Raw genomic sequence first — 15429 nt, 5'->3', positions numbered from 1 at the left:
TTCGCACTAGCTTATGCCGTCTCCACTTTCACAAAACCTGTCGAAAGTGACAAGGCAGAATATATGGCCAGAAACCTTTACACACCCTCATTACGAGTCATAATAGAACAATGCTTCATAAGCCTCTTCTTTAACACCATCTCTTTGTTTAAAGGATAAGTAAGCACCCTGGTCCATGATACTCTCCAAATTCTCCATATCTTTAAGCTAGTATAATATAAATTTCACATTTATTATTAAGTTACTTAGACTTCATTGCGACTTTTAGGGAACAATGTTTACAGTTCTTAACTTCAATTCAAAGAAATAAAGTAAGATTGAATGGGGGCATTCAAATCTTACTTCTCAGTCAAAAGTATATTAATTATTTTTAAGAAGGTTTTTTAGTATTTTCCCACCCGGGTTCTTAGGTAATTCTTTTACTATTTCTATATACTCTGGGACTTTATAGTCAGCTAAGTAACGAGAAGAATAATCTCTTAGCTCATCTATATCCAATGATTCTTTTAATGGAACAACAAACGCCTTAACTACTTCCCCAAATAACTGATGGGGCACACCTACCACTGCTGCTTCTTCCACAGCTTCATGCCGGTTTAACACATTTTCTATTTCAATAGAATATATATTCTCTCCCCCCCTATTAATCATGTCTTTTTTCCTGTCTTTGATATAAACATAACCATCAATATCTATAGTGCCATAATCCCCAGAGAACCAAAATCCATTTTGAAAGTTCTTTTTATTAGCTTCATCAAAGTTCCAATACTTTTTGATGACCATTGGTCCTTTAATGATTAATTCACCAATTTCTCCCTCAGGAAGTTCTTCTCCGTTTTCACCAATTACTTTCACTTCTGCTTGGGGTATTGGGACCCCGACCGCATCCTGCTTTGAGGAGGGATAGTTTTTTGGCATGATTGTGGTTGGCGAACATGTTTCAGTTGCTCCATAACAATTGTGAAGGCTTGCCTTAGGGAATTGTTGCTCTAACTTCTTTAATAAAGAAGGTGACATAGGAGCCCCTCCAAAGGCAATAGTTTCAACAAAATTAAATGGGGACTCATTCGTTTTATCAAAGGTTGATAACAGCATAGTAAAGATTGTCGGAACATTAAATAAAAAATTAGCCTTTTCATCGAGAAGTTTATCAATATACGGTCTGGTCTGGTAGCGTTTTAATATCACTGATGTCCCGCCTACATAGGCTACGTGTAGTAATTGACCTATTAGACCAGTTACATGAAACATAGGTACCGCGATAATCGTTTTGGTTAAACTTGATGTTTCAAAAAACATTTGATAACTCAAAACTGTGTGAATAACTCCACCATGGTGAAGAAGGGCACCTTTAGGACGTCCAGTAGTTCCTGAAGTATAAATAAGAAAAGCCGGATCATCCTTAGTAACAGTTTCTTCCTCCAAAGGAGGTTTATCATCCTTATAAAAGTTATTTATAAGGATTTCATTACTTAAAAACAAGGGGCACTGATATTCCAACCTCTTAATTTCTTCAAAAAAGCCTTCATCCCCTACACAAACTTTTGGTTGGGCATCTTCTAAAATAAAGTCTATTTCGTCTTTTTGAAGTCTAATGTTTAATGGCAACAATACCGCACCTATTTTCATACAAGCAAAAACCAGGCAGCCATACTCCATAGAATTCATCATAAATGCAGCTACTCGGTCCCCTTTTTTAATGTTGTAGTGAGACCTTAAATAATTAGCCAGTTGAATAGAATAATATTCAACTTCTTTATATGTTAAGTGCCTTTCATCCTGGATTAAAGCAATCCCATCTCTTTTCTTTTTTACTCCTCTGAGAAATAAATCATATAAATGCGAAAGATTGTGTTTTCCAAACTCATTTTCTTCCTTAAAGTTAGAAACCATTGAATTCAAAAATTACACCTTCTCTCTGCTTATTCTTTCCATATCTTTTTTCATCCACCTTATTAACTCTTTATCGCGGTTTTTACTCATACTTAAATGAAAATCCTTATCCCACCTATAGTATCCTTTGCCACTTTTTTGACCATAGGAACCTTCACTTACTAATTTCTGAAGGTTAGGCAAGGATTTCTTATCTTTTGATAAGTCAGGGAAGACATAATCAGAGATTGCTGAAAAAACATCTAATCCCCCCATATCAGCGGTTAAGAACGGGCCTGTTTCTCCTAACCTCCGGCCTATACTTGTGTGTACTGCTGTATCAATGTCCTCAATGGAGGCTACACCTTCTTCGTATAAATATTGCGCTTCTCGAAAAAGTGCATATTGTAGCCTATTCCCAACAAATCCCAAAACTTCTTTTTCTACTCTGATTGCTTTTTTACCGATGTAATCCAGTAAACTCATCGCTCTTTCGACTGTCTGCTCGGTAGTATGTTCTCCTTTTACTACCTCTACCAAAGGAAGTAAGTGAGCTGGATTCCAAAAGTGGACGACAACCATACGATCGGGAAATTCTAACTTTTGTGAAATATCTGTTGGTTTTAAACTTGAAGTATTACTAGCCAAAATCACTTCTTCACTGCATATTATTTCCATATCTCTAAATAAGTCTTGTTTGAATTCTAATTGTTCTGGTGCAGCTTCAATAACAAAGGTGGTATCCTGCAATGCTTCTCTCAACTCGGTGGAAGGGGTGATATTTCTTATAATTTGCTCCCCACCTTCCTCTGAAAGCAGGTCATTTTCTATTAATAAGGTTACCTTTTCTTCAATGCTTTTCATCCCTTTTTCGATATCATCTCTGTTGACTCCATACATAGTTACTGGCATTGAAGCCCAAGCGATGCTCAGTGCAATAGAGTGACCCATCGTTCCTGTCCCAATTACTGTTACACGTTCCTTTATATCTCTATTTACCATGCTGTCCACCCCCCATCTACACGCAATGAGGTACCAGTTACCAGATTTGACATATCTGAAGCTAAGTATAGAATGGCACCCGCCACGTCTTCTGCTTTTCCAATTTTATTTAATGGTATATTCCTTTCTACCTCTTTTTTAAAGCTTTCGTCTTCAAAGTAATCCTTTGTTAAAGGGGTTTCGATGAAAGTGGGAGCCACTGTGTTTACTAACACATGTGGAGCTAATTCGACTGCAAGCACCTTGTTTAAAAGCTCAAGTCCACCTTTACTTGCACAATAAGCGGCCCGCCCATAATATCCAACGTGTCCCATTTGTGATGAAAGATTAATTATTTTGCCTCTTTTTTGTTCAAACATCCTCTTTCCAGCTTCCTGCGAAAGAAAAAAGGCACCCTTTAAATTTATGTCTATTATTTGGTCCCAATCTTCTTCGGTAATTTCTAAAACACTTTTAGGATTATTTATACCCGCGCTATTTACTAGGACATCAATGCCTCTAAACTCCTCATCCATTCGGGACATTATTTTTTTTATATCTGAAATGCTGGATACGTCACCTCTTATGCCTATGGCCTGTCCTTCTCCAGAAGAATTTAATTCCCTTACAGTATCCTCTAAATCTCTTTCATTTCTAGCAACCACTGCAACTTTTGCTCCTAACTCAACAAAGGTTGAAGCGACTGACTTCCCTATTCCTTTAGAGCCTCCCGTAACCATGACTCTCTTGTTTTTAAGTTGCTCTCTATAATTCGTATTCATCTTTTTCATCCTTCCGTTTACATTGTTATCTAAACGACGGCAACCATGTTGATAAAAATGGCAGAAAACTAATCAGTAATACATTTATTAATACAACAGCTACAAAAGGAAGTATGGCTTTAGATAGCCTGGAAATACCAACGTTTGAAATTTGAGAAGCCACAAACAAATTTAACCCTACTGGCGGGGTAAACATTCCCATAGCTAAGTTAACAACCATGATTATTCCAAAATGAACTGGATCCATTCCAAACTCAAGCGCAATAGGTAAGAGAATTGGTACAAAAATTAATATCGCAGCTGCAGCTTCAATAAACATTCCAGAAATCAAGAGAATTACGTTTACCAGCAAAATAAATATAATTGGACTTTCTATTGTTCCAACTACAGCATCTGAAAGCATAGCCGGCACTCTAAGATTTTGCATGATATAGCTATATAATCCTGCAGTCCCAATAATGCTTAGAATTACTGCCGTTGTAACAGCTGACTTTTGTAATATCCCCATGATAGCGGAAAATTTTATTTCTCTGTAAACAACAAAACCAACAATAAAAGAATAAACTACAGCAACCACAGCAGCTTCTGTTGGAGTGAAAATCCCTCCGTAAATACCGCCTAGTACGATCACAGGCATAAAAATAGCAAGAATTGCTTTTCGACCTGCCACAAGTATTTCTTTAGGACTGCTCTTTTCTGTGCCTGTATATCCTTGTTTCTTTGAATAAATATAGGCATATAATATAAGAGAAATCGTGATCACAAGCCCTGGGAGAATCCCTGCAAAGAACATGTCTCCCACTGATACCCCGGCTGCAATACCATATAAGATTAATGGTATACTGGGTGGGATAATTACCCCTAATGCCCCAGCTGCAGCTTGGTTGGAAGCAGCAAACTTAACATCGTATCCCTTCGCCAACATAGCCGGGATCAAAATAGACCCAATGGCAGCAGTTGTAGCAGCTCCTGAACCAGAAATAGCCGCAAAAAACAACGAAGTAAGGATAGCTACTATCGCTAACCCACCTGACATACTACCAACGAGAGTGTTTGAGAAATCAACCAGCCTGTTTGAAATACCCCCTTCTTGCATTAAGTAACCAGCTAACATAAAGAAAGGAATAGCCATTAATGGGAAGGAGTTAATAGAGTTGAAAATTTGTTGTACGACAACAACCATTTGGGTAAGGTCACCTTGCCATACTGTGATAGCTGAAGCCAAACCGAGTGAAAATGCTATAGGAACCCCCAATAGGAAAAAGAGCCCTAATAATATAAATAGTAAAGCTATCATAGACTATTCCTCTCCTTTCTTCATAAACTCATCAATAATTAAGGCAATAGAGTTTAAGAAGATTAATATCCCAGCTACCGGTATAGCTAAGTTAGGCCAAAACATTGATAATCTTGTAGCCGGGGCTGTTTGAGCGGAAACTCTATCAAGCAACTCAAAGCCGTAATATACTAAAATAAGTGAAAATCCAGCACAAAGAAGGAATGCGATAATACTTATTAACTTACTAATCTTCTTGCCCGCATACTCCAGGACAACATCCACTGAGATTAGCGATCCTTTCCTGAATGCATAGGCAGCACCCACCATTGTCAACCAAATCATTGAAAATCTCGCTATTTCCTCTGAAAACCGTAGAGGGCTTCCCATCACAAACCGAGCAAAAACTTGCCAGGAGATTAATACGGTCATGACTAGTAATAAAATTGCTATAAACCAACCACTAATTTTATTGATGTAATGAACAAAAGAGTTATATCCTGTTAAAATATTTCTCATGGAGTCCCCCCCTTTTTTTTCTCTTTATTGTAAAGAGAGCAGCTTTTCACTGCTCTCCCACTAAGTTATTCTTCTACTTAGTAATCAAAATTGATAGCGGCTTCAACAAGGTCTTCCCCAACTGTAGGAGCCCATTCATCGATTACTGGTTGTACAGCTTCTTGGAATGGCTCAAGATCAGGATGTGTAACTTCCATTCCTTCCTCTTCTAGTGCTACAAGGTATTCTTCTTCTAGTTCTTGGCTTGCTTCACGTTGGACAGGGAGTGCAATTTGTGCTGCTTCAAGAATTGCTTCTTGATCCTCTTCCGAGAAAGAATTAAACAAGTCAAGACCCATCATTAGAGGGGCTGGAGAATATACATGTTGTGTCATGTTCAAGTAGTCTTGTACTTCGTAAAAATTCACGTCATAGATGGTTGGAAGGGGGTTCTCTTGGCTATCCATTACCCCTTGTTGTAATGCTGTATAAACTTCATCCCATGCCATTGGGGTAGCATTAGCACCAAGTGCTGACCACGTGTCTACTTGTACTTGACTTTCTTGCGTTCTATGGTCAATTCCTTGCAAATCATCAGGGTGCTCTAACGGACGTACATCATTTGTGTTATGGCGGAATCCATTTTCCATCCAAGCCAATACTTTCACATTTGCATCTTCTTCAATTCTTTCTGCCAAAAAATCTCCATGTTCACTGTCTAGGAAAGCATATGCGTGGTCATGGTTTTCAAAAATGTAGGGGAGGTCAAAGAGCAGAATCTCATCCACAAAACCGCCCATTGGTCCTGTTGAAGAAATACCAGCATCTACTGTACCAACACCCATACCCTCAACGACTTCTCTTTCTGCACCAAGAGCGTTATCATAAGCTGGATCTATCGTCAAGCGACCATCAGTCAATCTTTCCAGTTCTTCTCCAAACTTAAGAACACCAACACCCTGCTGTGAATCTGGTCCTAGTGGCAAGCTGACATCAATGACCATTTCTTCTTGGCCACCGTTACTCTCATCGCCGCCGTCACCTTGTGCTTCTTCTGCCCCGTTACCATTTCCGCATGCAGCAACAATTACCATTGATGAAGCAGCCATAGTAGTGAGCAATGTATTTTTTTTAAACGTTTTCATTTTTAGTCCCCCTAGAGATACTTTAAATTTATTCTTCCGAATATTTGAAAAATTCTTCTTTGAACATCATCTCACCCTCTTGAAAGATAGAAGGATCCATTTGTTTTAAGTTATCACTAACTATAAAATCACAATCCATGTTTGCTCTGATGTCTTTTTCAATGTCTATCCCAGGAGCTACTTCAGCAAGTATAAGCCCTTGTGCCCCAAGTGTGAATACAGCTCTTTCTGTAACATATACCACTTCTTGATTGTTCTCCTGAGCGTATTTCCCACTGAAGGTGATTTGGCCCAGCGTGTTAGTAAACTTCTTAACCTTTCCTTCCTGCTTGATAACAAGTTTCCCTTTTTCTATTTCTGCTTTTAATCCACCTGCGGTAAAAGTAGAACAGAATACTACTTTGTGAGCGTTTTGCGTAATATCTATGAAACCACCACACCCGGTGGTCTTTGTACCAAACCTACTAACGTTTACGTTTCCTTCCCCATCAATTTCTGCTCCACCCATGTATGTAATATCCACCCCTCTTCCGGTGTAATAATCAAATTGGTATGGGTGTTCTATAATCGCATCAGCATTTTTAGTTATCCCAAAGTCTGTCCCTCCCATAGGAATTCCACCTATGGCTCCTGATTCTACTGTTAAGTTGATGTGTTCCAGTATTCCCTCTTCACTAGATACAGGACCTACCATGTCACCAGGAATACCGGTTCCTAAATTCACAACTGCTTCAGGAAATAATTCTCTCACAGCTCTTCTGCCAACAATTTTTCTCACATTTAATGGTAATGGCTCAAAGGCTGAAATTGGGGCTTTGGCTTCACCAGTGTATACTGGATCAAATGGAGTACTTGACGTTTGACGGTGAGTTTTTACGTGGTCTTCGACCACTACCACATGGTCAACACAAGTACCTGGAACTACAACTTGTTTCGAGGACAAAGTCCCTCTCTTAACATAATTTTTAACCTGAACAATCACTGTTCCATTAAACCGTTTAGTTGCTTGGGCTAATGATAAGGCTTCCAGCTTAAGTGCTTCTTCTTCCATTGTTATATTCCCAAATTCATCTGCTGTGGTTCCCCGGATTACGCAGACATCAATAGGAACCTGGTTGTAAAATAAATACTCTTCACCTTTTATTTCAATCAAATCTACAAGGCTATCGTTCTCCTTAGCCTTATCATTAATTCTTCCTCCCTCTAAACGGGGATCAAGAAAGGTTCCTAAGCCAACTTTTGAATAGGTTCCGGGCTTGCCACCTGCCATATCACGGAAGAGATGAGTCAACTGTCCTTGAGATAAACAGTGTGCTTCTACCTTGTTTTCTGTAATTAGGTCTATCCATGAAGGAGACAACCCCCAATGGGATCCAATAATTCTTTTTACTAGCCCTGGGTAAGCCAAGTGTTCAATCCCATTTTCTCTGTCACTATGTCCTGCCGCGTGCAATAAAGTTAAATTTTTTGGGTTTTCTGATTCTAAATATCTGGTCTCAATTTCAGTTAGGACTTCTTCACAAGCCCCCATAAGGGTAAAGCCACATAGCGCTAAAGTATCCCCATTTTTTATAACGTCAACCGCTTCTGAAACAGCAACTTTTTTTCCTTTCACAAAATCACCTCCCTGCTACTTATCGAATAGCTACGTCTTGCTGATTCCCATTTTCATCATACTTATAAAAACCCTGACCAGTCTTGACACCATAATTACCTGATTCCACAACTTTTTTAAGTAGAGGGCAGGGACGATACTTTGAGTCGTTGAAACCTTCATAAAGACCCTCCATAGTGGCAAGAAGAACATCTAGTCCCACGAAATCTGCAAGGGTAATTGGACCCATACGATGATTTGCTCCAAGCTTCATCGCATTGTCCACATCTTTAGGGTCCGCCCCCTCCATAACACAGTAAACCGCTTCATTTACCATAGGGATAAGAAGCCTGTTAACTAAGAAACCAGGGTAGTCTTGACAGCGAACTGGCTGTTTTCCAATGCTTTCAGCAAATTGGTACATTTTATCCACTGTCTCTTGAGAAGTTATAATAGAAGGGATGACCTCTACTAATTTCATTACAGGGACAGGATAAAAGTAGTGAAGTCCAATTACTTTTTCTGGCCTTTTTGTCACGGATCCAATCGCTGCAATGGACAGGCCAGAAGTATTGGAAGCTAGTACTGCTTCTGGATTAGCTGACTCATCAAGTTGTTTAAAGACCTTTTTCTTTATTTCCAATTTCTCTGGCACAGCTTCAATGACAAGTTCTGCATTACTTAAAAATTTATAATCTGTTTTCGTCTGGATTTTATTTAATGTTTCTTCAGCCTGAGTTGCCGTAATTCTCTCTTTTTTCACTTTGTTGTCCAATTGTTTTTTTATTCTCTGAATAGCTTTTTCAGCTTGTTCTTCATCCACTTCTATTAATGTTACTTCTTTGCCAGATTCAGCAGCGTTTTGGGCAATTCCAGCCCCCATGAGCCCGCCTCCGACAACTGCTATTTTATTAAAAGACATAATAACCTCCTAGACTCTGCACAGTTTAATTTACAACACCATTCCTCCGCCTACATTGATAACTTCACCAGTAATGTAACTGGCTTGCTCAGATGCTAAAAATCCAATGCAGTTTGCTACATCCTCAGGCTGGCCAGCTCTTCCCATTGCTACTTTGGAGACCATTAAATCCCATACATGATCAGGAACAGCTCTTGTCATATCAGTTTCAATAAAACCTGGACAAATGGCATTAACTGTCACATTCTTTTTACCAAGCTCCCTGGCAGCTGTTTTAGTTAATCCCACCACTCCTGCCTTAGCAGCTGCATAATTGGCCTGACCTACATTACCAAGCCAGCTGGCAGAAGAAATATTAATAATACGTCCGCTTTCGTTTTCACGCATGTGTACTGCAGCTGGCTGCATGACGTTATACACACCGGTTAAGTTAACATCTAAGACTTGTTGCCAGTCTGTCATATTCATCTTATGGAGCATTTTATCTTTATTAATCCCAGCATTGTTCACTACAATGTCTATTTTCCCATGCTTTTCAATTGTTTCTTGGACTAGTTTTGCGGCTGACTCAGCGTCAGCCACATTACATACTATCGCTTCAGCGCTTCCGCCTTTTTCTTTAATCTTTTTCACCGCGGATTCAGCTCCATCAGTGTTAAGATCACTCACAATTACATGTGCGTTTAATTCTGCTAACTTTTCAGCTATTCCCAGCCCTAAACCACGTGCTGCTCCTGTCACAATTGCAGTTTTCCCTTCTAGATTAATCATGAGTTCACCTATCCTTTTTATTTATTAATTATTAGTTCATTTCAAATAGAGTGGCTATTCCTTGTCCTCCGCCGATACACATTGTAGAAACCCCTCTTTTTAGGCCTCTTCTTTTCATCTCATGGAGCAATTTAACAGTAATTATAGAACCTGATGCTCCAATAGGATGTCCAAGTGCAATAGCACCACCATTAACATTTACTTTATCCTGGCTAATTCCCAGATCTTTGATTACAGCTACTGATTGAGAAGCGAAAGCTTCATTTAGTTCCATTAAGTCGATGTCATTTATAGATAGCTGAGCCTTATCAAGAAGCTTTTGAACTGCGGGTGCAGGAGCATATCCCATGATTTCCGGGTCAACTCCGGCAATTGCTTGTTGTTTTACTGTAGCTAATGGTGTTAGGCCAAGTTCATTAGCTTTTTCTTTAGACATCAAAACTAGTGCAGCGGCGCCATTATTAATCCCTGATGCATTTCCTGGCGTCACTGTTCCGTCCTTTTTGAAAGGTGTCTTTAATTTAGCAAGCTTTTCAGCCGTAACCCCCCGTCGAGGATGTTCATCTGTGTCCACTACTGTTACATTCCCTTTTCTGTCTTTAATCTCAATTGGCGTGATTTCTTCTTGAAATAGACCTTCATCAATAGCATTAATAGCTTTTTGCTGGCTTAATGCAGCAAACTCATCTTGCTCTTCTCTTGTGATGTTATATCTTTCTGCTACATTTTCAGCTGTAACACCCATATGATAATTACCAAAAGGATCGGTAAGGGCAGTTATAAGACCATCTTCCAATTGATCATGCCCCATTCTGTAACCGTATCTAGCTTTTCTGATGTAGTAAGGAAGCATGTCCATATTTTCTGTTCCGCCAGCGACTACTACATCAGCTTCCTGTGTTTGAATTTGTTGTACAGCACTGTTAATAGCTTGAAGACCTGATCCACAAAGACGATTTACTGTAAAAGCTGTAGAATTTGTAGGTAATCCTGCTCTAAGAGAACACATCCTTGCTATAAACGCATTTTCCGCTACTTGACCAACACAGCCCATGATGACTTCTTGGATTAGTTCTTTATCTATATTAGCTCTTTCTACCGCTGCTTCAATTGCTCTAGCTCCAAGATCTGCAGCATGGTAATCTTTTAATGCTCCACCCATAGTTCCAATAGCTGTTCTGGCAGCGCTTACAATTACAACATCTTTCATAATAAAAAACCTCTTTCATTCTTAGTTTTGTTAGTCAACAGAGCAGTACTTTCCCTTACCACTATTTTTGGCTCTAACCAAACCTGTTGTGGCTCAACTTCATTTTTAAATCTTATATTTTTTCTTAAAATCTCAAGCCCTTTCTTACCCATTTGATATGTTTGTACATCTACTGTAGTAAGGGAGACTTTGAAATCTTCGGAAAACTTAACGTTGTCTGAACCTATAATTGAAACATCACCTGGCACCGATAAACCAGCATCCAAACATGCTTTAATGACACCAAAAGCCATAATGTCACTAGCCGCGTATACGCCCGTAGGATTAGAATGCTCTATTAAACTTCTCATTTTTTTATAGGATATACTGCTGTCGTATTCTCCGTTAAGAATAAATTCCTCGCTTACCTCCAGATTGTTCCTTGCCATAGTGTCCCGAAAACCTTTTTCTCGTTCATAACTATTTTGCCTTTCACCTCCAAAGAAAGCTATACTGCTGTGTCCCAAATCAATTAAGTGCTGAGTTGCTACCTGTCCCACTTTATAGGAATCCACACACACTAAATTACCTTTGTATCCCTTAGGAGCCCGATTGATCAGTACTAAAGGGATTTGAGCCTTCACTGCTAAAGCTAAGGGTTTTGAATCAGCTTTATCTACTGTTGATAATATGACCCCATCCACTCCCTGATCTAACATAGACTCTAGTAATTTAATTTCTTTGCTTTCATTATCGCCTGTAGTACTTAGTAAAACGTTATATCCATATTCGTGTGAGGCATCTTCGACTCCCTTAATCATTAACGGGTAGAACGGATTGGTGACTTCTGTTACAGTCACTCCAACTAGGTTTGTTGCCTTCCCTTTCAAACTTCTGGCATTCCTGTTTGGTCGATACCCCACTTCTTCAATAACGTTTTCTATTCGCTCCCTCAGTTCATCACTAACGTATTTTGTCTTGTTTACTACTGCAGAAACAGTGGCTATAGAGACCCCTGCCTTTTCGGCTACCTCTTTCATGCTGGTCAACTTTTGACACCTCTTGTCTAATCCAACTGATAAAAGACCAAATAACCAGGTCTTTTATCTTTTTTCAAATAATTTAATAGAAAATTAGAATAATATTTTGTATATTATTTCTAATTCCATCTCAGTTAAACGATTAGCTAAACGTTTAACTAAAGTATAAAAGCGCTTTCTTCATTTGTCTACCCATTTTTACAAAAAAATTATAATTTTTTAACAATTAATACAATTCATATCTAATTCTAAGGGAGGAGGTATAAATCCCTAAGGGAACACGAACTCCAAGCATATTGTTAACCCATCACCTTCCATCACAAAACTCTTTTAATGTTAAGTGGAGCGACTCTTCTGAACATTTTGCGCAAGGAAGATACCAGCCAATATAAGAATAGACCCAATAGCCAGTTGAAAAGTAAATTCTTCACCTAAGATGATTACAGAGAATAACATACCAAAGACAGGTACGAGCAAAGACGACATGGTAGCTGTGAAAGTAGAAACTACAGTTAATAAGTAAAACCATATAGCAAATGATAGCGCCGATGCTACTACCCCAGTGAAAAACAAAGCATAGATACTTTCTCTATTTATTATTATAATATTATCTCTTTCCAGTATCAGGGCTATTGCACCTAACAACAGAGATCCGAAAAACATTTGAAAACAATTTATAGAAAGTTGATCTCCTCCTGCTAACTGCTTTTTGTAAAATATATTTGAAACCGACCATACTAAAGAAGCTACCAGTATTATTACGATACCTAAGGTAGATTCGAGACTTATTGAGTGAATAAGGTCACTAACAATAATAAACACTAAACCAACTATACCTAGTAACAAACCCTGAATTTTCCTTACATTTAATGATTCTTGTAAAAAGTATACAGCTAAAAAGCTACTCCAAATTGGCATGGTATATAAAAGAATAGAAGATTTCCCGGCCTCTACAAACTGCATTCCATACATTACTAAACCAAAAACTAGTGCAGTTTGCAAAAAACCAAGGATCATTACCTTAGAAAGTGGTTTCTTCTTTTGTTCAACTCCCTTTGCTTTAAGAAAAAATAGAATAATCATTAAAGTGAGGGAACCGATAAAAAAACGTAAACCAGAAAAAGTAAAGGGCTCCATATACTCTAATCCAATTTTCATAAGTACCCATGAATACCCCCAACTCATGGTGAGAACCAGAATTAATAAAGCAATGGTCATTTTTCCTTGAAACATCTTTCTCCTCCAATTAACCTATGTTCTGACATTTGCAGCCGTAAAACAAGTTAGCACTCTTCTATGTTAGCTAAGCTGCAGTGTAAAAGTGGACCTCTCATGTGTAATAGCTATCACATAAGAGGTTTGCATTTCAATCGTTTTATTTCAAACACTTTTTAGGTCGTGTTGCTTTCTCGATAATCAGAATAATGTAGGAAGTAAAGACAATCGTGAGTGTGAGTGATAACCAATTAAATTCTCTATACTCTACTAACTGATAGATAAAGTTTGCTAAATGAAAAAACAACATAAAAATGACTATCCCGTTGATGATAAGCTTTAACACTCAATTTCCCTCTCCTTCTCGGTTCGTACTATGCAGCATTTTTAGAACTTCGTAAATCAGAAACAATCATAAATACCATTAAGAACATTGAGATAACAGCCATGACAGCTATCAAACCAGGGAGAGCAGCCCCCTCCTGCCTTGTGGCAAGGTACGTAGTAATAGCAAGCATCATCAATATATTCATGCTATTCTTCCGCTGAAACCCTATTTCCTCTTCCTTATCCGTAAATTTTTGGATATACTGTTTATATAGAAATAAGACGTTATAAAGAACAATAAGGGCTCCTATTGCATATTCCACTGGATGAAAAGTCCGCAGGCTGAGTGTGAAGATCATAATGATTAACGTCACCCAGACAAGCAGATTTAATATCAAAGAACGATTCATTCTATTCCCACCTTTTTGTTAACACTCTCACAACTTCTAATCCTGATTTTATCAAAGAAAACCTCCCATATATATAATAACTCTTGAAATCTATGTTTCAATTACAACTAAAGAAGTGGAATAAGATATGAATATTTGCCTGCATTTTCTTTTTATTCCGTAGATAACTTGGACAATATGTGCTAAACGCCTCTTTCTATCTAAAACGATAAGCATTAGAATGAGCGCTAAGGTGAGACTAATCTAGTATAAAGGGTGAAGAAATTAATGTTTGCTACCTCCGAAATTGGAATTGACCTTGGTACTGCCAATATTCTGGTATACACCAAAGAAAAAGGAATTATACTTAATGAGCCTTCTGTTGTAGCGATTAATACAGAAACTGGTGATGTACTGGCTGTTGGAACTGACGCTAAAGACATGGTAGGAAAGACTCCTGGGAAGATTATAGCCATGCGTCCGTTAAAGGAAGGAGTTATCGCGGACTACCAAATTACTTCTACTATGCTCAAACATATTATGAAAAGTATTCAGAAAAACATAGGATCCATGAGGAAGCCCAAAGTAGTAGTCTGTACACCATCAGGCTCTACCTCGGTAGAACGAAGAGCAATACGGGATGCGGTGATGAGTTGTGGAGCAAAATACGTAAGCTTAATTGAAGAGCCTATCGCGGCTGCTCTGGGAGCCGGACTGCCAGTTGATGAGCCAGTGGCAAATGTTGTAGTAGATATCGGTGGGGGTACCACAGAGGTAGGAATCATTTCCTACGGAGGTGTCGTTTCTTCTGATTCGATCAGAGTGGGCGGAGATAAAATAGATGAGGATATTATCCAATACGTACGTAAAGAATATAACATGCTTATTGGGGAGCGGACTGCTGAAAATATCAAAATTAATTTAGGCCATGCTTTACCTGACCATGAAGAAGAAACATTGGAAGTTTTTGGGCGTGATCTAGTAACTGGCTTGCCAAAACCATTAACTTTAAACTCTAAAGAGATTCACGAAGCTATTAAAGATACACTTCAAAACATTTTTGAGATTATTCGTAACACACTGGAAAACTGCCCGCCAGAATTAAGCGGGGATGTTGTGGATCATGGAATTACTCTGACAGGCGGCGGATCATTATTAAATGGAATGCAGGCATGGCTTGGTAATGAAATAGATGTCCCTGTCATTCTAGCGGACACACCTTTAGAATGTGTTGCAAAAGGAACCGGAAAGTCCCTGGGTATTATAAGTAAACTTCAAAAAGCGGGTGTTTAATAGCGCTGAAGCATGAATGGCTATCTCATTTGCGCCTTTATATGCAGTTGAGTGTCTTTTACCGAAGATCACAAATCCAATACAAAAGGTGCTGGGGCAAAACTGTCTCACATACGTAAATAAGGCTCCAATTAT

Annotated in this window: 14 protein-coding genes; 1 reads left to right on the top strand and 13 read right to left on the bottom strand. The window is 38.6% G+C overall.

Features of this window, described 5'->3' with window-relative positions:
• Window positions 1-360: 360 nt before the first annotated feature.
• From CEF17_RS01370 to CEF17_RS01305, 13 genes are all read right to left on the bottom strand, one after another.
• Window positions 361-1893 (bottom strand): class I adenylate-forming enzyme family protein, encoded by a 1533-nt coding sequence (locus CEF17_RS01370; RefSeq protein WP_100397980.1) that lies wholly within the window; start codon window positions 1891-1893, stop codon window positions 361-363.
• Between the two features lie 12 nt (window positions 1894-1905).
• Entirely contained in the window at window positions 1906-2874 is a 969-nt protein-coding gene (locus tag CEF17_RS01365; RefSeq protein WP_100397979.1) for a 3-hydroxyacyl-CoA dehydrogenase family protein, read from the bottom strand.
• Window positions 2868-3644, bottom strand: coding sequence for an SDR family NAD(P)-dependent oxidoreductase (locus CEF17_RS01360; protein ID WP_332835272.1), 777 nt, complete (start codon window positions 3642-3644; stop codon window positions 2868-2870). The genes CEF17_RS01365 and CEF17_RS01360 overlap by 7 nt, the downstream gene beginning before the upstream one ends.
• A gap of 16 nt (window positions 3645-3660) precedes the next feature.
• The gene (locus CEF17_RS01355) at window positions 3661-4932 is read right to left on the bottom strand and encodes a TRAP transporter large permease (RefSeq protein WP_100397977.1); all 1272 of its coding nucleotides are present in this window, start codon (window positions 4930-4932) and stop codon (window positions 3661-3663) included.
• A gap of 3 nt (window positions 4933-4935) precedes the next feature.
• On the bottom strand, window positions 4936-5430 hold the full coding sequence (locus tag CEF17_RS01350) for a TRAP transporter small permease (protein ID WP_100397976.1): 495 nt from the start codon (window positions 5428-5430) through the stop codon (window positions 4936-4938).
• Window positions 5431-5507: 77 nt separating this feature from the next.
• Window positions 5508-6554, bottom strand: coding sequence for a DctP family TRAP transporter solute-binding subunit (locus tag CEF17_RS01345; RefSeq protein WP_198508851.1), 1047 nt, complete (start codon window positions 6552-6554; stop codon window positions 5508-5510).
• Window positions 6555-6582: 28 nt separating this feature from the next.
• The gene (locus CEF17_RS01340) at window positions 6583-8169 is read right to left on the bottom strand and encodes an acyl CoA:acetate/3-ketoacid CoA transferase (protein WP_100397975.1); all 1587 of its coding nucleotides are present in this window, start codon (window positions 8167-8169) and stop codon (window positions 6583-6585) included.
• Window positions 8170-8188: 19 nt separating this feature from the next.
• On the bottom strand, window positions 8189-9070 hold the full coding sequence (locus tag CEF17_RS01335; RefSeq protein WP_100397974.1) for a 3-hydroxyacyl-CoA dehydrogenase family protein: 882 nt from the start codon (window positions 9068-9070) through the stop codon (window positions 8189-8191).
• A 30-nt stretch (window positions 9071-9100) separates the two neighbouring features.
• Complete coding sequence (gene fabG / locus CEF17_RS01330; RefSeq protein WP_100397973.1) at window positions 9101-9841, bottom strand: 3-oxoacyl-ACP reductase FabG; 741 nt, start codon at window positions 9839-9841, stop codon at window positions 9101-9103.
• A gap of 31 nt (window positions 9842-9872) precedes the next feature.
• On the bottom strand, window positions 9873-11051 hold the full coding sequence (locus tag CEF17_RS01325; protein WP_100397972.1) for a thiolase family protein: 1179 nt from the start codon (window positions 11049-11051) through the stop codon (window positions 9873-9875).
• Window positions 11048-12070, bottom strand: coding sequence for a LacI family DNA-binding transcriptional regulator (locus CEF17_RS01320; protein ID WP_100400743.1), 1023 nt, complete (start codon window positions 12068-12070; stop codon window positions 11048-11050). Before CEF17_RS01320 ends, CEF17_RS01325 begins: the two co-directional genes overlap by 4 nt.
• A 336-nt stretch (window positions 12071-12406) precedes the next feature.
• Complete coding sequence (locus CEF17_RS01315; RefSeq protein ID WP_100397971.1) at window positions 12407-13303, bottom strand: DMT family transporter; 897 nt, start codon at window positions 13301-13303, stop codon at window positions 12407-12409.
• A gap of 356 nt (window positions 13304-13659) precedes the next feature.
• On the bottom strand, window positions 13660-14022 hold the full coding sequence (locus CEF17_RS01305) for a hypothetical protein (RefSeq protein ID WP_100397969.1): 363 nt from the start codon (window positions 14020-14022) through the stop codon (window positions 13660-13662).
• 267 nt (window positions 14023-14289) lie between these two features.
• Here CEF17_RS01305 and mreBH point away from each other — a divergent pair, with 267 nt between their 5' ends.
• Window positions 14290-15294, top strand: coding sequence for a rod-share determining protein MreBH (gene mreBH, locus CEF17_RS01300; protein ID WP_054636732.1), 1005 nt, complete (start codon window positions 14290-14292; stop codon window positions 15292-15294).
• Window positions 15295-15429: the final 135 nt, after the last annotated feature.

This window comes from Bacillus sp. FJAT-44742 (assembly GCF_002797315.1).
GTDB lineage: Bacteria > Bacillota > Bacilli > Bacillales > Marinococcaceae > Thalassorhabdus > Thalassorhabdus alkalitolerans.
This window is presented reverse-complemented; position numbering and strand designations above follow the sequence as displayed.

What these genes read in the sequence shown, in the direction of transcription:
- CEF17_RS01370 (WP_100397980.1), bottom strand. Translation starts at nt 1,893, where the DNA reads ATGGTTTCTAACTTTAAGGAAGAAAATGAGTTTGGAAAACACAATCTT.
- CEF17_RS01365 (WP_100397979.1), bottom strand. Translation starts at nt 2,874, where the DNA reads ATGGTAAATAGAGATATAAAGGAACGTGTAACAGTAATTGGGACAGGA.
- CEF17_RS01360 (WP_332835272.1), bottom strand. Translation starts at nt 3,644, where the DNA reads ATGAAAAAGATGAATACGAATTATAGAGAGCAACTTAAAAACAAGAGA.
- CEF17_RS01355 (WP_100397977.1), bottom strand. Translation starts at nt 4,932, where the DNA reads ATGATAGCTTTACTATTTATATTATTAGGGCTCTTTTTCCTATTGGGG.
- CEF17_RS01350 (WP_100397976.1), bottom strand. Translation starts at nt 5,430, where the DNA reads ATGAGAAATATTTTAACAGGATATAACTCTTTTGTTCATTACATCAAT.
- CEF17_RS01345 (WP_198508851.1), bottom strand. Translation starts at nt 6,554, where the DNA reads ATGAAAACGTTTAAAAAAAATACATTGCTCACTACTATGGCTGCTTCA.
- CEF17_RS01335 (WP_100397974.1), bottom strand. Translation starts at nt 9,070, where the DNA reads ATGTCTTTTAATAAAATAGCAGTTGTCGGAGGCGGGCTCATGGGGGCT.
- fabG (WP_100397973.1), bottom strand. Translation starts at nt 9,841, where the DNA reads ATGATTAATCTAGAAGGGAAAACTGCAATTGTGACAGGAGCAGCACGT.
- CEF17_RS01325 (WP_100397972.1), bottom strand. Translation starts at nt 11,051, where the DNA reads ATGAAAGATGTTGTAATTGTAAGCGCTGCCAGAACAGCTATTGGAACT.
- CEF17_RS01320 (WP_100400743.1), bottom strand. Translation starts at nt 12,070, where the DNA reads ATGAAAGAGGTAGCCGAAAAGGCAGGGGTCTCTATAGCCACTGTTTCT.
- CEF17_RS01315 (WP_100397971.1), bottom strand. Translation starts at nt 13,303, where the DNA reads ATGTTTCAAGGAAAAATGACCATTGCTTTATTAATTCTGGTTCTCACC.
- CEF17_RS01305 (WP_100397969.1), bottom strand. Translation starts at nt 14,022, where the DNA reads ATGAATCGTTCTTTGATATTAAATCTGCTTGTCTGGGTGACGTTAATC.
- mreBH (WP_054636732.1), top strand. Translation starts at nt 14,290, where the DNA reads ATGTTTGCTACCTCCGAAATTGGAATTGACCTTGGTACTGCCAATATT.